The following is a 24,490-nucleotide window of genomic DNA, read 5'->3' as shown; positions in this document are numbered from 1 at the left end:
CCCGTCGGATGACCGTGGCGCAGGCTGTGGTCGAGTTTCTTTCAAAGCAATACACCGTGGATTTGGTCGGTGGTGTGGAATACAGGGAGCGGCTGATTCCAGGCACTTTCGGTATCTTCGGGCACGGAAACGTTGCCGGTGTGGGGCAGGCGTTGAAGCAGTATCAAGCTGCTGATCCGACCATCATGCCGTACTATCAGGGCCGCAACGAGCAGGCGCAGGTCCACCAGGCTGTGGGTTACGCCAGGCACACCCGCCGCCGGCAGACGTTTGCTATCAGCACCTCCATTGGCCCAGGTTCTTCCAACCTGCTGACAGGTGCTGCGTTGGCCACCACCAACCGCCTGCCCGTCCTGCTCCTTCCGAGCGATACGTTCGCAACCCGAGCCGCGGACCCCGTGCTGCAGCAGCTCGAGCAGCCCTACGCGTACGACATCACCGTCAATGACGCCTTCCGCCCGTTGTCCAAGTTCTTCGACCGCGTTTCCCGTCCGGAGCAGTTGTTTTCGGCCTTCCATCACGGCCTGCGTGTATTGACGGATCCGGCTGAGACCGGTGCTGTCACTATTTCCTTGCCCCAGGATGTCCAAGCCGAGGCCCTCGAGGTTCCGGAGGAGTTCCTGTCCGAGCGCGAATGGCGGATACGCCGTCCTGAGGCCGAAGACGAGGACATCCGCCGCGCGGCGGAAGCCATCCGCGCCGCAAAACGCCCGCTGATCATTGCTGGCGGCGGTGTGCTCTATGCGTATGCCAACGACGAACTTACCAAGTTTGCTGAGCTGACTGGGATCCCGGTTGGCAACACGCAGGCTGGCGTCGGGGTGCTGCCTTGGGACCACAAGCAGTCCCTTGGGGCCATCGGTTCGACCGGCACGACGGCGGCGAATGCCATCGCGGCCGAAGCGGACCTCATCATAGGGATCGGCACCCGCTATGAAGACTTCACCACGGCCTCCCGTACCGCGTTCCAGAACCCGGATGTGAAGTTCGTGAACATCAACGTTGCGCCGATCGATGCGTACAAGCACGGCACGGCTATACCGGTAGTGGCTGATGCCCGCAAGGCGTTGGTCAAGTTGAACCAGGCTTTGGGCGGCTATCGCGTTGGCGGTGACTTGGAACAGAAGGTCGCAGCCGAGAAACAGCGCTGGAACGCTATCGTGGATGAGGCCTTCGAGACTCGCTACACCCCCTTGCCGGCCCAGAACGAGATCATCGGTGCTACCAACAAGGCCATGGACGACCAGGACGTCGTTATCTGCGCCGCCGGTTCCTTGCCCGGTGATCTGCACAAGATGTGGCGTGTCCGTGACCCGTTCGGATACCACGTCGAATACGCGTACTCGTGTATGGGCTATGAGATTCCCGGCGGGTTGGGTGTGAAGCGTGCGGCTCTGGCGGAAGCAGCCGCTGGCGGTGCCGATCGTGATGTGGTGGTGATGGTGGGGGACGGCTCCTACCTGATGATGCACACCGAACTGGTCACCGCCGTCGCCGAACGCATCAAACTGATCGTTGTGCTGATCCAGAACCACGGTTACGCCTCCATCGGTTCGCTGTCCGAATCCTTGGGCTCCCAGCGGTTCGGTACCCAGTACCGGGTTCTGGACAAGGAACAGCACAGCTTCGACGCAGGCGAAAACTTGCCCATCGATTTGGCCACCAACGCCGAATCCCTTGGCGCGAAGGTTATCCGTATTGAACCGGGTGAGAACGTCATTGAGGCCCTCGGAGCCGCGATCAAGGAAGCAAAGGCAGCTCCGGAGACGGGACCGATCGTGATCCACGTTGAGTCCGATCCCCTCCTGGACGCCCCGTCCTCCGAGTCGTGGTGGGACGTGCCCGTCTCACAGGTCTCAGACCTGGAATCCACCCAACAGGCCTACAAAACCTACACAGACCACAAGAACCGCCAGCGCAAGCTGCTCGGCTGAACACTTCACTTTTCACTACTCAAGGAAGTCCGCACATGTCGACGACGACCACACTGACCACCATTCACCACTTCATCGATGGCGCTGAGACCACCGGCGAAGGTGACCGCACGCAGCCGGTGTACAACCCGGCCACAGGGCAGGTCACCGCTGAACTGCGTTTGGCCAACGAATCCGATCTGAACACCACGGTTGCAGCCGCGAAGAAAGCGGCCGAGTCCTGGGGTGATTTCTCCCTGGCCAAGCGCACCTCGGTGTTGTTCAAGTTCCGCGAGCTCGTAGCAGCCCACGTGGACGACCTCGCCGAACTGATCACCGCCGAGCACGGCAAGGTCCTCTCGGATGCCAAGGGCGAGATCGGACGCGGCCTGGAAGTCATCGAGTACGCCTGCGGTATCCCCACCCTGCTCAAGGGCGACTACTCGGACCAGGTCTCCACCGGGATCGATGTCTTCTCTTTCCGTGAACCCCTCGGCGTGGTCGCGGGCATCACCCCGTTCAACTTCCCCGTGATGGTGCCGTTGTGGATGGCTCCGATGGCGATCGCGACGGGCAACGCGTTTATCCTCAAGCCCTCCGAGCGTGACCCGTCAGCGTCCATGCTCCTGGCTAAGCTGTGGAAGCAAGCCGGCCTTCCCGATGGCGTTTTCCAGGTCCTGCACGGTGGCAAGGAAACCGTGGATGGGCTGCTGACCCACCCGGACGTGGACGGCATCAGCTTTGTTGGCTCCACCCCGATCGCGCAGTACGTCCACGAGACCGCCACCAAGCACGGCAAGCGCGTCCAAGCACTGGGCGGTGCCAAGAACCACGCGATCGTCATGCCGGACGCGGATCTCGATAACGCTGCAGACCACCTTGCTGCCGCTGCTTTCGGATCCGCCGGCGAGCGTTGCATGGCCATCTCCGTGGCTGTCGCGGTGGGGGACGCGGCCGACTTGATCGTGGAGAAGGTTCAGGAACGTGCACTGGCCGTGAAGGTGAACAACGGCACCGAGCCCGACGCTGAGATGGGCCCGGTCATCACCCCGGCCTCGAAGGAACGCATCGTCAAGATCGTCACCGAAGCCGAGACCGCCGGAGCAGCCATGGTCGTTGACGGGCGCGACCTCGTGGTGCCCGGCCACGAAGAGGGTTTCTGGGTAGGGCCCACCGTCATTGACCAGGTCACCACCGAGATGACCGCTTACACCGAGGAAATCTTTGGGCCTGTCTTGGTGGTCGTGCGGGTCGCGGACCTGGACGAGGGCATCAAACTCATCAATTCCAACCCCTACGGTAACGGCACCGCGATCTTCACTTCCTCAGGCGCGAACGCCCGGAAGTTCCAGCGCTCTGTGACCGTGGGCATGGTCGGCGTCAACGTTCCCCTCCCCGTCCCGGTGGCGTACCACTCCTTCGGAGGTTGGAAGAACTCCCTCTTCGGTGACAAGCACATCTACGGCCCCGAAGGCGTGTCCTTCTACACCCGCGGCAAAGTGATCACCTCTCGCTGGCCCGAGCCGACCCACGCCTCCGGCGCCTCCTACAACTTCCCCTCCAACTAAGCTCACCGCCGTCGCGCAATAAAAGAAAGACAACGCTGTCATGACTGATGTCGAGAACAAACTGATCATCGGCACCGCACCCGATTCCTGGGGTGTCTGGTTCCCGGACGACCCCCAGCAGACCCCGTGGGAACGTTTCTTGGACGAAGTGGCTGAGTCCGGCTACAAGTGGATCGAACTGGGCCCCTACGGCTACTTGCCGAACGATCCCACACGCTTGGCCGAGGAACTCAAGCAGCGTGACCTCAAAGTCACTGCCGGGACGGTCTTTACGGCCTTCCACCGCGGCGCCGCACAGTATGAGGAAGCCTGGGCACCGGCCCGCAAGGTTGCCGAGTTGACGGCGGCTATGGGCGGGGAACACATCGTGGTCATTCCTGCTATGTGGCGTGACGATGTGACGGGCGAGGCTCTTGAAAACGGTGAACTCTCGCAGGAGCAGTGGGCAGATCTCTTTTCCGGGCACAACCGCATGGGCAAGGTGCTGCTGGAAGACTTCGGCCTCAAGCAGCAATTCCACTCCCACGCCGACTCACATGTTGGTGCCCAGCAAGACATCGAAACCTTGCTCGATGCCACGCACCCGCAATACTTGAACCTCTGCCTGGACACCGGCCACGCCGAATACTGTGGCGCTTCCAGCCTGGAACTTATCAAGAATTACCCCGAACGCATCGGCTACCTGCACCTCAAGCAGATCAACCCCGAGGTCCTGGCCGAAGTCAACGAAAAGAACATGACCTGGGCCGCAGCCAACATCGCAGGCGTCATGACAGAGCCCCCGAACGGCCTCCCGGACCTGCGCGCGGTCATCGAAGCGGTGGAAGCGCTCAACCGTCCCATCTTCGGCATCGTCGAACAGGACATGTACCCGGTAGCGTTCGATGTGCCGATGCCCATTGCCAAGCGGACCCGAAACTACCTGCTCTCCTGCGGCTCCCGCACCCGCGTTAAGTAACGCCTGCCCAGCAACAGCAATTCAAGAACCTCACGAAGGATAGAAACAGTGACCAAGACTCTCCGCGTTGCCGTCATCGGTGCAGGCCGCATGGGTGCGGACCACATCAAGCGCCTCAGTACACGCATCCACGGCGCCGAAGTGGCCGCCGTCGTCGACGTCGACCTTTCCAGGGCGCAAGCTGCCATTGAGGGGATCGACGGCGCAGTAGCGCTGGCCAGCGCTGACGAGGCGCTGAATAACGGCGATGTCAACGCCGTACTGATTGCCACCCCGGGATTCCTGCACGAGGAAATCCTTTACAAGGCACTGGAGAAGGACTTCCCGATCCTGTGCGAGAAGCCGCTGACTCCGGACGCTGAAAGCGCATGGAAGGTGGTCCAGGCCGAGCAGGCACTGGGACACAAGCGCATACAGGTGGGGTTCATGCGCCGGTTCGACGCTGAGTACTCTGCGCTTGGTGCGATCATCCGCAACAGGGAATTGGGGGAGCTGTTGATGTTGCACCACCAGCACCGCAACCCGAGCACTCCTGAGGGCTTTAACAATGAGATGCTGATCAACGACTCGGTGGTCCACGAGTTTGACGCCGTCCGCTACTTCACCGGTGAAGAAATCACTTCCGTCCAGGTTCGAATGGGCAAGCCGACCAGCAACGCTCCGCAGGGCCAGCACGATCCCCAGCAGGTGTTGCTTGAAACCGAGTCCGGCGTGCTGGCCGACGTCGAAATTTATGTCAACGCCAAGTTCGGTTACCAGGTTGCCACGCAGGCTTCTTTGGAGGACGGCATTGTGAGCATCGGCGGTGACAGTGGTCCCTACATTCAGTCAGCCGGCAAGTGGGGCGGTAGCGTCCCCCCAGGTTTCGAGGACCGTTTCGGAGCAGCCTACGACGTCGAGGTGCAGGCTTGGGTGGACGCCGCCCTCCGTGGCGAAATCGGCGGACCGACTGCTTGGGACGGCTATGCGACGGCGGCTTGCTGCGAAGCCGGCGTGGAGGCCCAGAAGTCCGGCGAAAAGGTCAAGGTTCAGTTGAACTCCAAGCCCGAGCTGTACGGCTAGAGGACACAGCATGAAAATCGCCCTTGACCCTACCCCGTTCCATCACAGCCACAGCTTGCTTGAGTTCCCCCGGGTTGCAGCTGACCTCGGATACAAGTACCTGCAGCTGACTCCGCACGCAGACATGATCCCGTTTTACAACCACCCCAAAGCCGATGATGAACTTGTGGCACAGCTGAAGGCGGCGTGCAGGGACGCCGACGTCGAAATCGCCTCCGTCCTGCCGGTCCTGCGCTGGTCGGGTCCGGACGAGGACGCCCGCGAAGCTGCGGTGCGGTACTGGAAGCGCGCCATTCAGATCGCCGTCGACCTCGGTGTCAGCACCATGAACACCGAATTCAGCGGTCGGCCGGAAAAGGCCGAAGAATCCGAACGTGCGTTCTACCGTTCCATGGAAGAACTCCTGCCGATTATCGAGCGTGAGGGCATGGACGTCTTGATCGATCCGCACCCGGACGACTTCGTTGAGGACGGGTTGGCCGCCATCCGCGTCATTCGCGGGGTGAACTCGCCGAACATCGGCATGGTCTACGTGGCTTCCCACACGTTCCATATGGGCAATAGCCCGGTGGAGATCATGCGCACGGCGGGAGACAAGCTGAGGCTGGTCCATGTATCGGACACCATGGACCACCATGCCTCCCACGGTCTTCGCTACATCACCAACCCGCCGGGCAACGCCGTCCGGGTCCACCAACACCTGAAGATCGGCGATGGTGACGTGAACTGGGACGAGTTCTTTGGCGGGCTCCATGAGATCGGATTCCTGGATAAGGACAACACCGTGATGGTGTCCAGTGTCTTTGCCGAGGATGACAATGCCGAGGACGTGTCCATCTACCAGCTGGAGACGATGAAGCAGCATATCCAGAAGGTCAATGCATGAGTGCGCCGGTACCTGCCGAAACCAGGACGCGCACAGTCAACCATAAGCGGGCGCTGCGGACAGTCACGTTGGTTTCAACGTTCGGCGGTCTACTGTTCGGCTACGACACGGGGGTCATTAATGGTGCCCTGCCGTACATGCAGGCGGACTTGGGACTAACACCGCTCACGGAGGGGATGGTCACATCCTCCTTGTTGTTCGGCGCAGCCTTTGGGGCCCTTTTCGGCGGACGGCTGGCCGACCGCAACGGCCGCCGGAAAATGATCATGGTCCTGGCCATGATCTTCTTGCTGGGAACGCTGGCCTGCACCTTCGCCCCGAACACGGAAGTCATGATCGTGGCCCGGTTCGTGCTGGGCCTGGCCGTGGGCGGAGCTTCCGTCACGGTCCCCGTGTACCTCGCGGAGGTTTCACCAAGTGCCCGGCGCGGACGCATCGTCACCCAAAACGAGTTGATGATTGTCAGCGGCCAGCTTCTGGCTTTCATCTTCAACGCCTACCTCGGGAATGCTTATGGGGAGGCGGGGGGTATTTGGCGGTGGATGCTGGTCATTGCAACGCTGCCTGCCATTGCTTTGTGGATAGGCATGAACTTCATGCCGGAAAGCCCGCGGTGGCTGGCTTCCATGGGCAACTTCGGCGAAACCCTTAGCGTTTTGCGGCGGATCAGGTCACAGGAAGACGCCCGGACCGAGTTCGAGGACGTCAAGTCGATGGCCGTGGAGGACTATAAGTCCAAGATGGGCAGCTGGCAGGACCTCGGCGTCCCTTGGCTCCGCCGGATCTTCGTTGTGGGCCTCGGACTGGCAGTCATACAGCAAATTACCGGTGTCAACTCGATCATGTACTACGGGACCCAGATTCTCGCCCAGTCCGGTTTCGGCCGCGAGGCTGCGTTGACCGCCAACATCGCCAACGGCGTCATTTCCGTCCTTGCGACGTTCGTGGGGATTTGGTTGCTGGGTAAAGTCGGTCGCCGAAGGATGCTCATCACGGGTCAGATCGGCACTACCAGTGCGCTCTTGCTGATCGGAACCTTTTCCCTGGTCCTGCCTGAAGGTACCGGGCGCGGCTTCGTTATCCTCGCCCTGACCATCACCTTCCTGGCGTTCCAACAAGGAGCTATCTCTCCGGTGACGTGGTTGATGTTGTCGGAGATTTTCCCCTTGCGGATCCGTGGGCTGGGCATGGGAGCCTCGGCCTTCGTGCTCTGGATCATCAACTTCCTCGTCGGTTTTGGGTTCCCGCAGCTGCTTGCAGCTATAGGACTGTCCAGTACCTTCTTCACATTTGCCGTCCTGGGAATTGGGGCGATTCTCTTTGCGTCCAAATTTGTTCCTGAGACGAAGGACAAGAGCCTGGAAGACTTGGAGCACTATTTCAAGAGTGCGGCCGGGGAGCGCCAGACACCCTGAATGCGTGAACGAATGGCCGGCACCGCTGCATGCGGCGCCGGCCATTTTCGCGTTAAATTCGCGGAACCACGAGTGCGGGTGCGCGAACTTCGCCGCTTTGTTACGTTCATACATACTAATGTCAGGACAAACTATTGACAAAGTGTGAGGCCAGTCACGATGATCTACATAGCAGATGATCCGGATACGAGCCTCCGGACGGCTGACCTGAAATCAAAGGAGATAATGGTGGCAAAATTCTCATGGCGCAAGGCGGCGATCGTCGCGGCAGTGGTTCCCTTGGTGGCGCTGAGCGCTTGTTCGAGCCAAGGTGGCAAGCCAGCCGATTCCGGCGCAGCAGCCGGTGCCGGGCAGGTGGCCAGCACCCCTCGCATCAAGATCGCACTGATCACCCATGCCGCTCCCGGAGACACGTTCTGGGACATCCTCCGCAAAGGCGCCGAAGAAGCAGCTGCGAAAGACAATGTGGAGCTGCTTTACACATCCGATCCCGAAGGCGGCAGGCAGGCACAGCTGATCCAGCAGGCGATCGACCAAAAAGTGGACGGGATCGCTGTGACGTTGGCGAAGCCTGACGCTTTGAAGGACGTCTTGAAGAAGGCAACAGCAGCCGGCATTCCCGTGGTCAGCCTGAACTCGGGAGCCGACGTCTGGAAGAGTGTTGGCGCGTTCACGCACTTCGGATCCGACGAAAACCTGGCGGGCGCAGCAGTGGGCGACAAGCTCACCACCTTGGGAGCCAAGCACCCGATCTGCGTCATCATGGAACAGGGCAATGTCGCCTTGGACTCGCGTTGTGCCGGCGTGAAGTCCAAGATTCCTGCCACTGAGAACCTGTTCGTCCAAGGCACGGACATGACACAGGTTTCCTCCACCGTTACCGCGAAGCTCCAAGCAACTCCCGATGCCGACGCCATCATCGGGCTCGGAGCTCCGTTCACGCTGACCATTGACAAGGCGGTGGAATCTTTGAACCTGCAGAGCAAGGTCAAGGTGGCTTCCTTTGACATGAACGGTGAGCTGGCCCAAGCCATCATTGATGGGAAGGTCGCTTTCACCGTGGACCAGCAGCCTTGGCTCCAGGGTTACGGGTCGGTGGACGCCTTGTGGCAGGCCAAGCGCGGAGGAATCCACGTAGGTGGCGGACTGCCCGTTCTGACCGGGCCTTCCATCATCGATAAGACCACAGCTTCTGACGTGCTCAAGTTCGCCAAGGAAGGCATCCGCTAAGGATGCGCTGAGCCGGGTTCAGGGTCCCTGTGGCCCTGAACCCGCATAGCAGGAGAAATATCATGACTCAGACCATATCCAAGCCCACACTTTCCGTGGCTGATGAGCGAATCGGCACGCGCAACCCGTTGCAGAAGTTGCTGAGCCGCCCGGAGGTCGGCGCCCTTGTCGGCGCGATCGTCCTCTTCATCTTCTTCGCGTCGGTTTCGTCAACCTTTGTGCAGCCCGCTTCCTTTGCAACCGTGCTTTACGGCAGTTCCACCATCGGCATCATGGCGGTTGGTGTTTCCCTGCTCATGATCGGGGGCGAATTCGACCTTTCAACCGGTGTTGCCGTGATCAGTTCGGCGCTCACGGCATCAATGTTCAGCTGGTACTTCAGCACCAACGTCTGGGTTGGCGTTGTCCTGGCATTGGTGGTTTCCCTTTCCATCGGATTCATCAATGGCTGGATCCTGATGAAGACCAAGCTCCCGAGCTTCATTGTCACGCTGGCAACCTTCCTGATGCTGACAGGCATCAACCTCGGATTGACCCGCATGATCGGCGGGGGAGTCTCCTCGCCGTCGATCTCCAACATGGATGGCTTCCAGTCCGCACAAGCGGTGTTCGCTTCCTCCGTGAACATTGGCGGCGTGGACGTCCGGATCACAGTATTCATCTGGATCGCCTTGGTCCTGATAGCCACATGGGTGCTGATGCGTACGCGTGTTGGCAACTGGATCTTCGCAGTGGGCGGAGACGCGAACGCGGCGCGTGCCGTGGGCGTCCCGGTCAAGGCAACGAAGATCGGGCTCTTCATGGGAGTTGGCTTCTGCGGCTGGATACTAGGCATGCACAACCTCTTCGCCTTCGATGCCGTGCAGTCCGGTGAAGGCGTGGGCAACGAGTTCCTCTACATCATCGCCGCAGTGATCGGCGGTTGCCTTCTGACTGGTGGTTACGGCTCAGCCGTTGGCGGCGCCATCGGTGCATTTATCTTCGGTATGGCCAACAAGGGCATCGTTTACGCGCAGTGGAACCCGGACTGGTTCAAGTTCTTCCTCGGCCTGATGCTGTTGCTGGCCACGATTGTCAACCTCATCGTCAAACGCCGCGCGGAACTGAAGTAAGGGACCCAGGAACATGAATGGCCAGGAGATTAAGCAGCAAACATTGCTGAAGAATGAAAGCGATCCCCTCACGCACACGCCGGTGCACCTGCTGTCGCTTGACGACGTCGGCAAGCACTACGGCAATATCGTGGCGCTCAAGGAAGTGACAATGGCAGTTGATAACGGGCGCGTCACGTGTGTGCTCGGTGACAACGGAGCGGGTAAGTCCACGCTGATCAAAATCATCGCGGGGCTGCACCAGCACGACGCCGGTCAGCTCAAAATCATGGGAGAGGAACGGAAATTCGGTTCACCCCGTGACGCCTTGGATGCGGGAATCGCGACCGTCTACCAAGATCTCGCGGTGGTGCCACTGATGCCGATCTGGCGGAACTTCTTCCTCGGTTCGGAACTAACCAGTGGTTTTGGGCCTTTCAAGAGCATGGATGTCCAGCAAATGAAGGACATCACCAAGAAGGAACTCGCCGCCATGGGCATCGACCTGCGCGATGTCGAACAGCCCATCGGCCAACTCTCGGGCGGTGAACGCCAGTGCGTGGCAATCGCCCGGGCCGTCTACTTCGGTGCAAAGGTCCTGATCCTGGACGAACCGACCGCAGCACTCGGCGTGAAGCAGTCCGGCGTCGTCCTGCGTTATATCCTGCAGGCCCGTGACCGTGGGCTCGGGGTCATTTTCATCACCCACAATCCACACCACGCGTTCCCTGTGGGCGACCGCTTCCTGCTGCTCAAGCGCGGCAAGTCCATTGGGTACTACGACAAGAAAGACATCACCCTGGACGAGTTGACCGCGCAGATGGCCGGCGGGGCAGAGTTGGCTGAACTCGCACACGAGTTGGAGCAACTCGGCGGACACAACGATCTCCTCAAGGAAGTCAAAGCGGAGGTTGCCGACGTCGTCAGCACACGTCCGGAAGGTCAGTAGCCCGCATAGGCGCGCATTCGGTGGGGTGCTTTGGCTGCTGCCGAAGCACCCCACGATGCTGCCTGCTTCCACCACGACACCGCTAACAATTACTTAACCTGAAAAGAGGAGCATCATGTCCATCCGGGTAGGCGTTATCGGCGCCGGAATCATGGGCGCAGACCACATCAGGAACTTATCCACCGCCGTCAAGGGGGCGGAGGTGACGTTTGTGGCCGATCTGGACATTGACCGCGCTGCCAGCGCCGCGCCGCCGTCGGCCCGCCTGACCACAGACCCCACCGAGCTGATCAACTCCAGTGAGGTGGACGCCGTCCTGGTTGCCTCACACGATTCCACGCACGCAGGGTTGGTCCTTGAGTGCTTCGAAGCGATGACGCCGGTGCTGTGCGAGAAGCCGTTGGCGCCAACTGTCTTGGAAAGCCTCGAAGTGGTTGCTGCCGATGCGGACATGGTGGCAGCTACTGGCACCTCCCTGTTGTCCTTGGGGTTCATGCGCCGCTTCGACCCAGGCTATGTGGCACTCCGGGAGGGGATGCAGCAGCGTGTCCAGGGGGAGCCATTGATGCTGCATTGCGTTAGTCGCGGTATCTCGGCCGGGCCTGGTACCACCTCGGAATCGGCCATCACTAACTCGGCAATCCACGAATTGGACATCGTCCCTTGGTTGTTGGGGTCCCCGATCATCGAAGTTTCATGGCAGGGTGGCCGCAGTTCCGGCGCCGCGGGCCCGGGTTTGCAGGATCCCGCGCTCATGACCTTCCGCTGCGAAGACGGCACTCTCACCACGCTGGAGCTTTTCCTCAACGCACAGTACGGCTACGTGACAAGATGCGAGGTGGTGAGCGAGCGCGGGACCACCGCGCTCCGGGAACCTGCCGTGCTGGACGTTGAGGAACAGGGCGCCAAACACGTCCTGGTTCCCCCGGATTGGCGCCCCCGCTTCGCTGACGCCTACCGGCTTCAGCTGCAGGCCTGGATCACTGAGCTTGCTGCGGGTGAGCGGCCGTCACTGGCCACTGCCCGGGATGGGCTCAACGCCTCCCTGGTGGCGCAGGCATTGACCCTGTCGCTGCGCAGCAACGGCGCCTTCACGAAAGTCAGCTACTCATGACGCATTCCGGCCTGCCGGCCTCACGGGTGCCGGATTCCCGCGATGCACCTGTCCTCCGCTGGGGCGTCATGGGTCCCGGATGGATAGCGGAACGTTTCACCGAGTCGGTCCAAGCCCACACCGGACAGGTCATCGCGGCCGTCGGCTCCCGCTCCCTCAAGCGTTCCAAGGCATTCGCCGAAGCGTACAACATTCCGGCAGCGTACGGCAGCTACGAGGAATTGGCTGCCGCGCCGGACATCGACATCGTCTACGTCTGCACGCCGCACACGGGCCATCACGCAGCCGCTGTTCTCGCGATAGAGGCCGGCAAGCACGTTCTTGTCGAGAAGCCGATCGGACTCGACGCTGCTCAAGCGCGCGATGTAGCGGCCCGGGCCGAACAGGCCGGTGTATTCGCCGCTGAAGCAATGTGGACGTTCTTCCTCCCGAAGTTCGACGTTATCCGCCAGGTCCTCGAAGCCGGGATGCTTGGTGGGATAACCACCGTCGTGGCCGAATACGGGGAGCATTTCGATCCAAGCCACCGGATCTTCAATCCAGGGCTTGCAGGTGGACCTCTGTTGGACTTGGGAATGTACCCGTTGGCACTGGTCACCGAGGTCCTTGGCGACCCCATTCAGGTGTTCGCCGTCGGCCAGCCCCACCAGTCCGGGGTCAATGCGCAGCTTTCGGCCATCATGACGTTCGACGGCGGTGCCCAAGCGGTGGTGAATACGCACCTGCACAACTTCACCCCCACGTCAGCCACGATCGTCGGCTCCCATGCCACATTGACAATCGACGGCCCCTTCAATATGCCCGGCGGCTTCGACGTGCGATTTCCCGACGGAACCCGGTTGCGCTATGAGGAAGCCAAGGGAGGCCATGTCGAGGGGCTGCATCACGAAGCTACTGCTGTTGCACGGGCAATCGCTGAAGGCCGCAAGGAAGCCGAGCCGCGCACACTCTCCGCTTCCGTCCGCACCTTGGAAGTCGCAGATGAGATACGCCGCCAGTTAGGGATAGCTTTCCCGGAATCGACGAAGGAATGACCCAGATGAAAATCGTAGTTCTCGGATTGGTCGGAGTGGGACGCATAGGCGTAATGCATGCGAACAACATCGCAGGCCTACGCGATGTGCTTCATCGGCGTGGAGTGGACCTGCAGCTGAGGCTCACTGACGTCGCAGCGGACCACGCACGCACTATCGCTGCCGGGCTCGGTGCGGAGTTCTTCCCTTCAGCGGCAGCGATGCTTGCTTCGGGGCTGGACGGGTTGATCATCGCCACGGGAACTGCGACGCACCCGGAGCTTATTCGTGGGGGCGTTACAGCCGGCATCCCGGTCTTTTGCGAGAAACCGGTGGCCATGAACGTCGCAGAATCCCTACCAGTGTTGGACTTCATCAGGGATAACCGCGGGGTAGTCCAGATTGGCCACCAGCGTCGGTTCGACGCCGGGTACCTTGAGGCCAGGCGGGCTTTCCTGGCCGGTGAGCTTGGCTGGATCCATTCACTGCGCGCGGTCACCTGCGACATGGCGCCGCCGCCGGTGGAATTCCTGGCCACCTCCGGCGGCCTCTTCCGGGACTGTTCGGTGCATGATTTTGATATTGTCCGGTGGTTAACCGGGCGGGAGATCGTTGAGGTCTACGCGAAAGGATCCAACCGCGGCGACCCGGCTATCGGGGGAGTGGGAGACGTGGACACCGCCTTGGCCCTGATAACGCTCGACGACGGCACCGTGGGCACGGTTTCGGCGAGCCGCTACAACGGGGCCGGACATGACGTCCGGCTGGAGATCCAGGGTTCGGACAACTCGGTCCTCGTTGGGCTGGACGATAAAACGGCATTGGTATCGGCTGAAAGCGGTGTCTCCTTTCCCGGCGGCCGCCCGCACCAGACCTTCGCTGAACGCTTCGACCAGGCCTACCGGTCCGAGATGGCCGCTTTCGTCGAGTTGATTTTGGGAGAGCGGAGTAATCCCTGCACGCCGGAGGACGCCGTGGCGGCTTCCTTGGTAGCTGATGCTGCCCAGGAGTCCCTCGCTACCGGAGCGCCAGTACGGGTGGGAGTCAGTGTTCTGAGCTGACTAGGTGCAGCCCGAAAGCCCTGGAGAATAAACAGCGTGCTCCTTCCGGAACGTATTTCCGGAAGGAGCACTGTTTTGTTTGCGGGGAGTTGTAACCGGTGGCAGCCGGGAGGAGTACTTTTGGTCAGGCCCCGAACGGTAGCCGCGGGTCGATCTCCATGCCGTCCCAGCTTTGCCTGACCCAGCCGTGGTGCGGATCATCGCTGATCAACCATTCGCGTACCGGTCCGGGGCCAGCCATGACGTTGAGGTAGTACAGGTCGTAACCCGGGGCCGCCATCGCTGGGCCATGCCAGCCGTAAGGAACCAGGACCACGTCCCCCGTCCGCACCTCAGCGGAGACATCGATAGGCCGTTCGTCAGAGGCATACACGCGCTGGTAACCGATCGCATCAGCGTCGCTCGGGGCCCCCATGCCTGCAGCCACCTGCGTTTCGAAGTAGTAGATCTCCTCGAGATGTGTCTCGCCCTCCTTTTCTTCATCATGCTTGTGCGGAGGGTAGGACGACCAGTTACCGGCCGGGGTAATGACTTCGCAAACAATGAAACGATCTGCTTCCAAAGCCGCAGGGGTCCCGAAATTGTGGACCTGCCGGGAGCAGTTGCCGCCACCGCGAAGTTCCACGGGGGTTTCCGCGGCGGTGATCAGCCGCGTGGGGTAAGACGACTGTGCAGGCGCGGTCGCTACGGCTACGCGTCCGCCGTCGCTGGCCTTGATGGTGATCGCCCGCCCGATGCCTGAATACAGGACGTCGCTTGGGCCATGAAACACCGAGGATCGCCCGGCGAGGGCGTAGTCGACGTCGTCAACCGTAACGCTGAATGATCCGCTCAGGGGTATGACGATGCGTTCCTCATCAACAGCCGGAAGGTCAACCGCATTCCCGGCTGGGAGGGTGGCAACTTTCAACCCGGTATGTTTCCAGCCAGCTACCGCAGTAGTGGAGTCCGATGTTCCAAGGGAGATATCCCAATTACCGTCGGAAGCAGTTCCCAGAGGGTAGACCCAATTGGTCATAGTAGGTGTCCTTGCGTTAGCGCTGTACGAGGGTCATTTCAAAACTGTAGGAATCGGCCCGATACACGTGGTGGCCAGTCTCGACGTTGCGGCCGGTGTCGTCCACGGCCGTGCGCTCCATGGTTACCAGGGCGGAGTTGACGTCTGTTTCGAGGAGGGGCGCTTGGTAGTCATTAGCGATCATGGCCCCAATCCGTTGGGTTGCCAATCGGAAATTCACACCGCCACGTCGAAGAATGGAGTAAAGGCCTTCGGAGGCGAGCATCTCTTCATCCATCGCCGCAATGTCGTCCCGGACCCAGTTCTCCATCAGCGCCAGCGGCTTGCCGCCGACTTTACGAAGGCGGGTGAAGTGGTAAACCATGGAGCCCGCCGGAAGCTGAAGCGTGGCGAGGGTCGGTGCGTCTGCCTCGACGTGGGAGAAGGTCAGAACCTGTGTGGTTGGATTCTTGCCGTCGTTGGTGAGGTCATCGAACAGGCTCGAAAGTTCCAAGGGGCGCCGCACTTGGCTTGATACCACTTGGGTCCCGACTCCCCGTTTCCTGACCAAGAGACCGGAACGGACCAGTTCGTCCATAGCTTTCCGCATTGTGGGGCGGGACAGATTGAGCTGGGCGGCAAGGTCGATCTCGTTCTCCAACCGGCTGCCGGGTTCCAAAAGGCCGCTATGGATAGCCGCTTCGATGCCCTGGACGACCTGATGGTACAAGGGCACCGGAGAGGAACGGTCGATGTTGAGACCCAGTTGATTTGCCATTGGACATTCCCCACGTTTGAGGCCCACCCGCAACGTTGCGGATATGTCGCCATTTGTTCGCTTGATAGGACATACTTTCAAGATGATGTTAGCAGGATGGTAGAAATGGTCAAGATTCGGGCTTCCCGACTGTAAGCAAACTGTCTATTCTGAACGTGGACCGGAGTGGTGCCGGTCCGGCAGGCCACCCGTACGTTCCGGGAACCCTTCCTGATGCGGGAGCCGTCTTCATAAGGAGGCGTCCATGTCCAGTGCCGATATGCCGACCAGTCCCGAAGGGCCGGCCCGTCCTGATGTCCCGACCGACCGCGATACGCCAACCAGGGGGCCGGCCAAGTCCGCCCCGTATGTGATCGCCGGCATTCTCCTGGCCATCGCAATCGTTGTGCCCCTGTTTGTGCCGAGCTACTCGAGCAATAGCCCGCGCTTGGCCGGCATCCCGTTCTTCTACTGGTACCAGATGCTGTGGGTGCCCATCACCGCGGGCCTGGTTGGCATCTCGTATCAGGTGGTGGTCAGGGAGGATCGACGACGTCGGGACGCCATACGCGGTGGGGTCGGGCAGGGGGAGGTCCGATGAACGCCATGAGCGTGCCGGTGGCTACACCGGACCGGCCGGTGAACGGCGTGGCACTCACCGTCGTCATCGTACTTTTCCTGGTGGTGGCCGTCGTTGGCTTCCTCGCCGCCCGCTGGCGCGCTGGGGAGAAGAGTGGCCTTCATAGCCTTGACGAATGGGGACTCGGTGGCCGCGGATTCGGCACATGGGTCACATGGTTCCTTCTGGGCGGGGACCTTTACACGGCTTACACTTTCGTGGCGGTCCCGGCCGCAATGTGGGCCACCGGGGCGGTCAGCGGGTTCTTCGCCGTTCCCTACACCATCGTGCTCTATCCGATTGTCTTCGTGCTCATGAGCCGGCTATGGTCCGTCTCCCACCGCCACGGGTTCGTGACACCGGCCGATTTCGTGGGCGGGCGCTATGGAAGCCGGGTGCTCACCGTCGCGGTGGCCGTCACCGGCATTGTGGCGACGATGCCCTACATTGCGCTCCAGTTGGTCGGCATCAAGGCAGTCCTGACCGTACTGGGCCTGGGCAGCGCCGAGAACGCGCTGCTGACGGACCTGCCACTGATCGTCGCCTTCGTCGTCTTGGCTGCTTACACCTACACCTCGGGACTTCGCGCTCCGGCGCTTATCGCCGTCGTCAAGGACTTGCTGATCTATCTCGCGGTCATCGTCGCCGTCATTTACCTGCCGATTAAATTCGGCGGCTGGGACAGCATTTTCGGCGCGGCACAGCAAAAACTGACTGCAGTGAGTCCGGCGACAGGGAAACCCGCGGGCGTCTTCATTCCGGGAGCAAGCAGTTACTCCGCTTACTGGACGCTGGCACTGGGTTCGGCATTGGCGTTGTTCATGTACCCGCACTCAATCACCGGCGTTCTGGCAACGAAGAGCCGGAATACCATCCGTAAGAACGCAGCCGTGCTGCCGCTATATTCATTGATGCTGGGCTTCCTGGCCCTTCTGGGTTACGTCGCCATCTCAGCGGGTACCAAACCCATTGACCTGAACGGCACTGTCAACCCCCAACTGGTGGTTCCACAACTCTTCCTTGACCACTTTCCGGCCTGGTTCGCAGGGATCGCACTGGCAGCGATCGCCATTGGGGCCCTGGTTCCTGCGGCCATCATGTCGATTGCCGCAGCAAACTTGTTCACGCGCAACATCTACCGGGACCTGATTCGGCCCACCGCAGACCCGCGGCAGGAAGCGAAAGTTTCCAAGATCGCTTCCCTTGTGGTCAAGTTTGGTGCCCTCGTGTTCGTTATCGGGATGGATCAATCCGCTGCCATCAACATGCAACTCCTGGGCGGGATTTGGATCTTGCAGACCTTCCCGGCCATCGTCGCCGGTCTCTACACCCGCTGGTTCCACCGGTGGGCTTTGTTCGCCGGATGGGCCGCTGGCATCTTGTACGGCACTATCGCCGCCTACAACGTGGTCAACCCCGCGACGAAAGCTCACTTCGGCGGCTCCGTCTCAGCCATTCCGGGCACCGACATCCAGGTGTACATCGCCATCGTGGCTTTCGTGATCAATATTCTGGTGGCGGCAATCCTCACGCTGGTCTTCCGGGCGATGAAGATGGCAGATGGCAAGGACATCACGCGGGAATCGGACTACGGTGCAGACGAGCATGACCCGAAAGTTGCCGAGATCGGACGCTCCTACCCTTTAAGCGAATCAGGTGATGTATTGGGGTAGCTGCGCGAATCGACCGGCGATAACCGCCATCTGTCCAACTTTGAAGCAAAGAAGAAATTCATGCATAGTTGAGTTGAAGTTTTGCGCTGAAGAAGTCCGGCGATTCATTGGCTTGCGCCCGGAGGATAACGCTTTGCACGACTTCAACGATGCTCTTCTGGGCGGCCACCATGGCAACTGAAGAACAGCACGATGACTTTCAACGGCTTCACCGGCTCATCACAGGCAGCGGGGATGTCAAAGGATTCCTGGACGGCATGACCAGGTTCGCAGCCACCACCATGAGCCGGGCAACGGGCGCACGGGTCGAGTGCGCGGTGACGTTGTGGCGCCGGAAACGAGCGGTCACCATCGCGGGAAGCAGTGACGACGCCATTCTGCTGGACGGGATTGAGCAGTCCAATGGTGACGGCCCCGCCCAACTGGCGTTGGAAAGTTCAACGCCAGTGCTGCTCGCTGATGTCGGCACGGACCAACGTTGGCCCAAGTACTGCAAAGATCTATCCCTGTCCGGCGTCCGGAGCGTCCTCGGTGTTCCGTTGTCCTTGGGTGAGGACGCATCGGCGGCCCTGAACTTCTTTGCAGGTGCCATCGGCCTTTTCACCGAAGAAGCTATCCAAGAGGCGTCTGTCTTCGCCGATATCGCGGCCCAAGCGTTGCGGCTTTCCCTTCGGATCGCTGCCGCTGACTTGCTCGCGGAAGACCTGAAGGCGGCAATGGCGCGAAGGACCGCCATCGATCTGGCCAGCGGCATGATCATGGCGCAGAACAAGTGCACACAGGAAGAAGCCTTTGACTTCCTCTTGAAGGCCTCCCAAAATCGAAACCAGAAGCTGCACGACGTCGCGCTTGCCATGGTCAGTGGGCATTCCGGTAAAACGGAAGTGTCCGCTACTTTCGACAACTAGGATTTCGCCAACGAGGGCATCCGCCGTCAACGGCCCAAAGACACGGCGACACCTCCACCTGTGTCTTCACAGCGCCCGAACAGCCTGACGACAGGGCAGGCACAACGCACAACTCGAAGCTGAGTACATGGCCGCTCCGGCGGCCTGCCGGCGTGCCGGGTAACCCGACGCGCCGGGTCCAACTCAGGAGGAATGCACATGGCAAAGATCAATACGACCACCGCCGGCATCATGCTCGCTGCTGTGATCGGAGGTGGTGTGGTAGGAGTTTCTACATTGCCGGCAATGGCTGACACTGGAGGCACTTCATCCAGTTCGACGGCGGCCACCAACGGCTACGGTACGGAAACCCAAGCTGCCCAGGGACCGCACCAAGCCAACGGCATCACGGAGTCAGTCCTCACCGGCGATACCGCGGCCAAGGTACAGGCGGCCGTCAAGGCCGCGCAGCCAACGGCCACCATCGACCGCATGGAGACCGACGCCGATGGTGCCACTTATGAGGCACACATCACCAAGTCCGATGGCACCCACGCAACGGTGAAGCTTGACGCCAACTTCAAGGTCACCGGAACCGAGGCCGGTCCCGGCGGGGGCGGCCACGGCAGGGGAGGCAACGACGGGGACGCGGATGATGCCGGCGGTTCCAGTGGAAGCACGCAGTCCACGACGCCGGCCCCGTCTGGTTCCTAGCGGCTCTGGTTCCTTGCGGCGCGGGCACAGCCATGAGTGAAATGAGGTGATCGGGACGCCGTCCCCTTGGGGCGGCGTCTCTCCCCGCGTCGCCGGATAGGCTGGCCGTTGTGACTACCATTGAAGCCCTGAGTCCCACCCTGTTCTGCGTGGTGCTCTTTGTCGTGGTGTCGATCGGCGTATTGGGGCTTTTTGGAGTCCGTCCCAGGATGACTCTTGCCGTCGCCGTCTTGCGGGGAGCCGTCCAACTCGCGATTATCAGCGTGATCCTCAGCGGGATCATCAGAAATCCGGTTTTCGTGGCATTGGCTTTGCTGGTGATGTTCAGTGTCGCCGTGCTCACTGCCACGCGCCGCATCGCGTGGTCGCGGCACGGCCTCGCAATGGTCGCAGGCTCAATGGCGGCGGGCGTGACTGTCACGTTGCTGATCGTGTTTGCCTCCGGGGCAATTCCGTTGACGCCGCGGTACGCGTTGGCTATCGGGGGGATCATCATCGGAAACACGATGACGACGGCCACCTTGGCTGGGCGTCGCTTCACGGAAGCAGTGGATGCCCGTTGGGAAGAAGTGGAGGGCTGGCTGGCGCTTGGAGCAACGCCCAGGCGGTCCACCCAAGACTTGGCTAGGACCAGTGTTTATGCCGCGATCATTCCCTCCATTGACCAGACCAAGACCACGGGCCTCGTGACTTTGCCTGGAGCATTTGTCGGCGCAATTTTCGGTGGCATCTCTCCTCTGGAGGCGGGCAGGTTCCAGATTGTGGTCCTTGCCGGCATCATGGCCGCCGGCACGGTCACGGCGACGGCGGTCATTGCGGCGCTGGCTCCCGTCCGGGTTCGCCCGAAGTTGCCCAGCTAACGGCCAGAACCGTTGGCCGGTGGCAAAGTTGTTGGGATCTGCTCGCGTGATCCATTCTTGGAGCATGCGAAGAACGCGTTGGGGGATCCGTAAACGTGCCACAGCCACCGCGGTGGGTGTCGTTGCGGCTGCCTTGCTGGTGGGGGCGATCGTCCTGCTTGTCCTCCTTCAGACCTCACTGGCCGCGGATGCTGAAGGAACCGCGCGGCAGAAGGCTCAGGATGTGGCCGCCCAACTCGGCGATCCGGACGACACTGAGGCTGCCAAGTATGTGTCCTCTACGTCGCGTCCCGACCAAATCGTTCAGATCATCAATTCCGCAGGTGTAGTGGTGGCCGCGTCAGTCCCGGCCGCGGCAAAGGCGCCCCTGACCCAGCTGCGGCCGGCCGACGGCCAAACATTGACCCAGGATGTGCCCGACCTATCGATCATCGGAAACGACGACGAGTTCTTGGTGGTTGCTACCGGGGCCCGCTCAAACAATAAAACCTTCACTGTGGTGGTGGCCGCGGCGGAGGCCATTCAGAAGCAGACAATCATCACGGTGGGATGGTTCATCCTAGGAGCAACTCCCGTGCTCCTGATGGTGGTGGGAGTATCCGTGTGGGCGTTGGTGGGACGGTCATTGCGACAGGTGGAAAGAATTCGCGCCCAAGTGGCAGCCATCAATGCCCGTCGATTGGACGAACGGGTGGAAGTACCCTCAACAGCGGATGAGATCCAAGCGCTGGCATTGACCATGAACAACATGCTGGAGCGGCTGGAGTCTTCGGACCGTGAACAACGCCGTTTCGTTGCCGACGCATCTCACGAGCTGCGCAGTCCGCTGGCGACCCTCAGCGCGGGAGTCGAGATAGCCGCTGCTGACCCCACAGGCGAGACGTGGCGGGACATGAAAGGGGTGCTGGGCGAGGAGACTGACCGAATGCGGTATCTCGTGGAAGACCTGCTGACCCTGGCCAAAACCAATGACGAAAGACTTGAAGTCGACGCCATCGACGTGGATTTGGACGATGTTGTCGACGCCGAACTCAGAAGGCTTAAGTCCACGAGCCGGAATGCGATCAACGCACATTTGGGCCCTTCCCGCGTTCTGGGGGACGCACGGCAGCTTGGCCAAGCCGTCCGCAATATCCTGGACAACGCGGACCGCCATGCCACCTCGCGGATTGACATTGACCTGCTGAGCCTCGACGGAAATGCTGTCCTGACGATAGAGAATGACGGGCCTCCGGTTCCCCTGGAAGAACGACAGAGGGTTTTTGAACGGTTTGTCCGACTGGATGAAAGCCGGTCCCGGGAAAGCGGTGGCAGTGGGTTGTGTCTTGCGATCGTGGCCGGAATTGTGGCGGCGCATCACGGGACGGTTGAGGCGGGGGAGACGACCGCTGGCACCAGTCGCTTCCGGATGGTGCTTCCCTTGGCAGGCAGCTAGTCCGCAGTCAGCCGATAGCCCATTCCCCGAACCGTCGACAACGTCTGCACGCCGAAAGGCGAATCGATCTTGCGCCTCAAGTAGCCAATGTAAACCTCGACGACGTTGTCGCGGCCATCGAAGTCAGGGTCCCATACGTTGTCGAGTATCTCGGCCTTTGACACCACTTGATCATGCCGGCGCATCAGGTATTGCAGTAGCCCGTACTCCCGGGGCGTCAGGGTGATAGGTTCGGTGCCGCGGCGGACAGTCCGGGAGACCGGGTCCAGTGAAAGGCTGCCCAAGGACAGAATTACCGGACGTTCCGGGGCCCCACGGCGGATCAGGGCCCGGATCCGGGCTACGAGAACCAGGAAGCTGAAGGGTTTGGTGAGATAGTCGTCGGCACCTAGATCAAAGGCGTCAGCTTGGTCGTACTCGCCATCCTTGGCTGTCAGCATCATCACAGGGGTCCAGATGCTGCGGCGGCGCATCTCCCGGAGGACGTCGTAGCCGTTCTTCAACGGAAGCATGAGGTCGAGCAAAACGACGTCGTAGGGGTTTTCCGTCGCCGCCCACAGGCCGCTCACGCCGTCGTGGGTGACATCCACCACGAATCCTTCGTTTGCCAAGCCGCGACGCAACGTATCAGCGAGCGTCTTCTCATCCTCAACGAGCAGGATCCTCATGGTCTGGCCCTTTCGCCTCTCAGCATCTTTTCAGTACGCGGACCCCATGGTGTAACGAGGCCATTACCCGTCCCGACGATAAGGACTATTCCTGTGGAGACTGCCACACCAGCGCACGACGCGCAAAAACCATCCCTGGGGATGCTGCCTCTGCGATCATGGCTATGGACAATGCCGGCTGCTGTTCTGTATCTCGCTGGCCTCGGCGTAGGTTTGCTGGCGAAGTCGATGGGACGGACCACACCGGAACTGGGCGTTGATGTCGACCTGAGCCACGGGCGGAGCGCTGTTCTGACAGGTTTCAGTGAAGTCATCAATTATGTCCTGGCACCAGCGGGGACAATCGTCCTGCTCGTGCTGATATTTTGTTGGATGGCCTGGCGTAGGCGCCGTCCGCTGCAGGCTCTCGCCTTTACCTCTGTGGCGGCCGTTGGTTGGCTTAGCTCAACTGTGGCAAAACAAGTAGTCAGCCGACCCCGGCCCCCAGCGGATGCAGTTTCTGCCCTTGTCCGGGAAACTCAACTCGATAGTTTTCCCTCCGGACACACCGCAGTTGCTGTGTCTTTGGCTTTGGCTGTGGTGTTGGTTGTGGCGCGGAATCGGGCCGAGCGCCTCTTAGCAGGCGTGGCAGGACTCGTTTTCGTGGTACTCGTTGCGTTCTCCCGGTTGTACCTCGGCGCCCACTATCTTTCGGACGTGTCAGGTTCGTTGCTGATCAGTGGTGCTGCGATCCTGGCCTGGCTGCCCATTTGGAACAACCTCCTCGCGCCACCACTGGCACGCCGATGGGACAGCTCGCGAATGCAGCGGGCCCCGCGGTAGTCCGAACCTCCCACAGGCCTTTCTCAGGAGGGCCCACATACCGTTGAACCATGGACTTTTCTCCGCGATTCATCAGTGCACTCGGCACGGGCCGGGTCGGTGCCGGCTTGCTCCCGGACTGGGCTGACCCCGCCGTCGTTCTTCATCAACCGGCCTTGGCTCCGTGGCTCCTGCTCATTATCGGCGGGTTCGTCTTCGCCGAGTCGGGACTGTTGGTGGGTTTCTTCCTTCCCGGAGACTCGCTCCTCTTCACCGCGGGGCTGCTGGTGGCGACGGGAGCACTCAACATCAACATCTTCCTCTTGGGTGCCCTTGTTTTTGTGTGTGCATTTGTGGGGGACCAGACGGGCTACCTCATTGGCAGGAAGACCGGTCCCGCTCTCTTCAGGCGACCAGACGCCCGGTTGTTCAAGCAGGAGCGCCTGGCTAAGGCGCACGCATTCTTTGACAGGTACGGCGGGCGCGCGGTGATACTGGCGCGCTTTGTTCCGGTCATCCGCACCTTCACCCCGGTGGTAGCGGGAGCTGCCAATATGAGCTACCGCACATTCATCCTTTTCAACGCGATGGGGGCGTTCGTGTGGGGCATGGGCATGACATTGCTCGGCTACGGCCTGGGCCAATTCGACTGGATCGGCAAAAACATCGACCTGATCTTTGTTGTGATCGTCGTGGTGTCAGTAATTCCGATGATTGCCGAACTGATCAGGTCCAAGCGCCGCCAACCGGTAACGAGCGGGAGCCCCGAGCGGAACTAGCCCGGGCAGAACTAACCCGGAGCGGAACTAACCCGGAGCA

23 protein-coding genes are annotated in these 24,490 nt (G+C 60.9%); 20 read left to right on the top strand and 3 right to left on the bottom strand.

Annotated elements, in window-relative coordinates:
• The first annotated feature begins 8 nt into the window (after positions 1–8).
• The 12 genes from iolD (at position 9) to QRN04_RS03780 (ending at position 14,260) form a co-directional block, all read left to right on the top strand.
• Positions 9–1,934: a 3D-(3,5/4)-trihydroxycyclohexane-1,2-dione acylhydrolase (decyclizing) gene (iolD, locus tag QRN04_RS03835; protein WP_284974879.1), complete on the top strand. Its 1,926-nt coding sequence runs from the start codon at positions 9–11 to the stop codon at positions 1,932–1,934.
• Positions 1,935–1,969: 35 nt separating this feature from the next.
• Positions 1,970–3,481, top strand: a complete 1,512-nt coding sequence (locus QRN04_RS03830) for a CoA-acylating methylmalonate-semialdehyde dehydrogenase (protein ID WP_284974820.1) — start codon at positions 1,970–1,972, stop codon at positions 3,479–3,481.
• A 40-nt stretch (positions 3,482–3,521) separates the two neighbouring features.
• A complete protein-coding gene (locus tag QRN04_RS03825; RefSeq protein WP_284974819.1) occupies positions 3,522–4,439 on the top strand; it encodes a sugar phosphate isomerase/epimerase family protein in 918 nt (305 codons plus the stop codon).
• Between the two features lie 48 nt (positions 4,440–4,487).
• Positions 4,488–5,501 (top strand): Gfo/Idh/MocA family protein, encoded by a 1,014-nt coding sequence (locus tag QRN04_RS03820; RefSeq protein WP_284974818.1) that lies wholly within the window; start codon positions 4,488–4,490, stop codon positions 5,499–5,501.
• A 10-nt stretch (positions 5,502–5,511) separates the two neighbouring features.
• Positions 5,512–6,387: a sugar phosphate isomerase/epimerase family protein gene (locus QRN04_RS03815; protein ID WP_284974817.1), complete on the top strand. Its 876-nt coding sequence runs from the start codon at positions 5,512–5,514 to the stop codon at positions 6,385–6,387.
• A complete protein-coding gene (locus tag QRN04_RS03810) occupies positions 6,384–7,802 on the top strand; it encodes a sugar porter family MFS transporter (protein ID WP_284974816.1) in 1,419 nt (472 codons plus the stop codon). Before QRN04_RS03815 ends, QRN04_RS03810 begins: the two co-directional genes overlap by 4 nt.
• A 228-nt stretch (positions 7,803–8,030) precedes the next feature.
• On the top strand, positions 8,031–9,032 hold the full coding sequence (locus tag QRN04_RS03805; RefSeq protein ID WP_284974878.1) for a substrate-binding domain-containing protein: 1,002 nt from the start codon (positions 8,031–8,033) through the stop codon (positions 9,030–9,032).
• Between the two features lie 62 nt (positions 9,033–9,094).
• Positions 9,095–10,144 carry an ABC transporter permease gene (locus QRN04_RS03800; RefSeq protein ID WP_284974815.1) on the top strand — a complete coding sequence of 350 codons (1,050 nt, stop codon included), beginning with the start codon at positions 9,095–9,097 and terminating at the stop codon, positions 10,142–10,144.
• A gap of 13 nt (positions 10,145–10,157) precedes the next feature.
• On the top strand, positions 10,158–11,072 hold the full coding sequence (locus tag QRN04_RS03795; protein ID WP_284974814.1) for an ATP-binding cassette domain-containing protein: 915 nt from the start codon (positions 10,158–10,160) through the stop codon (positions 11,070–11,072).
• Between the two features lie 115 nt (positions 11,073–11,187).
• Positions 11,188–12,186 (top strand): Gfo/Idh/MocA family oxidoreductase, encoded by a 999-nt coding sequence (locus tag QRN04_RS03790; RefSeq protein ID WP_284974813.1) that lies wholly within the window; start codon positions 11,188–11,190, stop codon positions 12,184–12,186.
• Entirely contained in the window at positions 12,183–13,220 is a 1,038-nt protein-coding gene (locus QRN04_RS03785; protein WP_284974812.1) for a Gfo/Idh/MocA family protein, read from the top strand. The genes QRN04_RS03790 and QRN04_RS03785 overlap by 4 nt, the downstream gene beginning before the upstream one ends.
• Before the next feature lie 5 nt (positions 13,221–13,225).
• Positions 13,226–14,260 (top strand): Gfo/Idh/MocA family oxidoreductase, encoded by a 1,035-nt coding sequence (locus QRN04_RS03780; RefSeq protein WP_284974811.1) that lies wholly within the window; start codon positions 13,226–13,228, stop codon positions 14,258–14,260.
• Between the two features lie 124 nt (positions 14,261–14,384).
• Here the strand turns inward: QRN04_RS03780 and iolB are convergent, their stop codons facing one another.
• Entirely contained in the window at positions 14,385–15,278 is an 894-nt protein-coding gene (gene iolB / locus QRN04_RS03775) for a 5-deoxy-glucuronate isomerase (RefSeq protein WP_284974810.1), read from the bottom strand.
• A 16-nt stretch (positions 15,279–15,294) separates the two neighbouring features.
• Positions 15,295–16,035 (bottom strand): GntR family transcriptional regulator, encoded by a 741-nt coding sequence (locus QRN04_RS03770; protein ID WP_284974809.1) that lies wholly within the window; start codon positions 16,033–16,035, stop codon positions 15,295–15,297.
• 244 nt (positions 16,036–16,279) lie between these two features.
• Between QRN04_RS03770 and QRN04_RS03765 the strand changes: the two genes are divergently transcribed.
• The 6 genes from QRN04_RS03765 (at position 16,280) to QRN04_RS03740 (ending at position 22,202) form a co-directional block, all read left to right on the top strand.
• Positions 16,280–16,615 carry a DUF3311 domain-containing protein gene (locus tag QRN04_RS03765; RefSeq protein WP_284974808.1) on the top strand — a complete coding sequence of 112 codons (336 nt, stop codon included), beginning with the start codon at positions 16,280–16,282 and terminating at the stop codon, positions 16,613–16,615.
• Positions 16,612–18,306 carry a monocarboxylate uptake permease MctP gene (gene mctP, locus QRN04_RS03760; protein ID WP_284974807.1) on the top strand — a complete coding sequence of 565 codons (1,695 nt, stop codon included), beginning with the start codon at positions 16,612–16,614 and terminating at the stop codon, positions 18,304–18,306. Before QRN04_RS03765 ends, mctP begins: the two co-directional genes overlap by 4 nt.
• A gap of 170 nt (positions 18,307–18,476) precedes the next feature.
• The gene (locus QRN04_RS03755; protein ID WP_284974806.1) at positions 18,477–19,214 is read left to right on the top strand and encodes a GAF and ANTAR domain-containing protein; all 738 of its coding nucleotides are present in this window, start codon (positions 18,477–18,479) and stop codon (positions 19,212–19,214) included.
• Positions 19,215–19,412: 198 nt separating this feature from the next.
• Complete coding sequence (locus QRN04_RS03750; protein ID WP_284974805.1) at positions 19,413–19,907, top strand: hypothetical protein; 495 nt, start codon at positions 19,413–19,415, stop codon at positions 19,905–19,907.
• Positions 19,908–20,017: 110 nt separating this feature from the next.
• Positions 20,018–20,767: an ABC transporter permease gene (locus tag QRN04_RS03745; protein WP_284974804.1), complete on the top strand. Its 750-nt coding sequence runs from the start codon at positions 20,018–20,020 to the stop codon at positions 20,765–20,767.
• Between the two features lie 64 nt (positions 20,768–20,831).
• The gene (locus QRN04_RS03740) at positions 20,832–22,202 is read left to right on the top strand and encodes a sensor histidine kinase (protein ID WP_284974803.1); all 1,371 of its coding nucleotides are present in this window, start codon (positions 20,832–20,834) and stop codon (positions 22,200–22,202) included.
• On the opposite strand, the gene QRN04_RS03735 is transcribed toward QRN04_RS03740, so the two are convergent.
• Positions 22,199–22,870 (bottom strand): response regulator transcription factor, encoded by a 672-nt coding sequence (locus tag QRN04_RS03735; RefSeq protein WP_284974802.1) that lies wholly within the window; start codon positions 22,868–22,870, stop codon positions 22,199–22,201. The two genes, QRN04_RS03740 and QRN04_RS03735, sit on opposite strands and share 4 nt — an antisense overlap.
• Positions 22,871–22,963: 93 nt before the next feature.
• On the opposite strand from QRN04_RS03735, the gene QRN04_RS03730 reads away from it, so the two are divergent.
• Both QRN04_RS03730 and QRN04_RS03725 read left to right on the top strand, forming a co-directional pair.
• Positions 22,964–23,692, top strand: coding sequence for a phosphatase PAP2 family protein (locus tag QRN04_RS03730; protein ID WP_284974801.1), 729 nt, complete (start codon positions 22,964–22,966; stop codon positions 23,690–23,692).
• 50 nt (positions 23,693–23,742) lie between these two features.
• The gene (locus QRN04_RS03725) at positions 23,743–24,450 is read left to right on the top strand and encodes a DedA family protein (protein ID WP_284974800.1); all 708 of its coding nucleotides are present in this window, start codon (positions 23,743–23,745) and stop codon (positions 24,448–24,450) included.
• Positions 24,451–24,490 lie beyond the last annotated feature (40 nt).

It is taken from the genome of Arthrobacter sp. efr-133-TYG-104 (genome assembly GCF_030208915.1).
Classification (GTDB): domain Bacteria; phylum Actinomycetota; class Actinomycetes; order Actinomycetales; family Micrococcaceae; genus Arthrobacter.
Note: the sequence above shows the minus strand (reverse complement) of the source record. Positions and strands in the feature narration are given on the sequence as shown.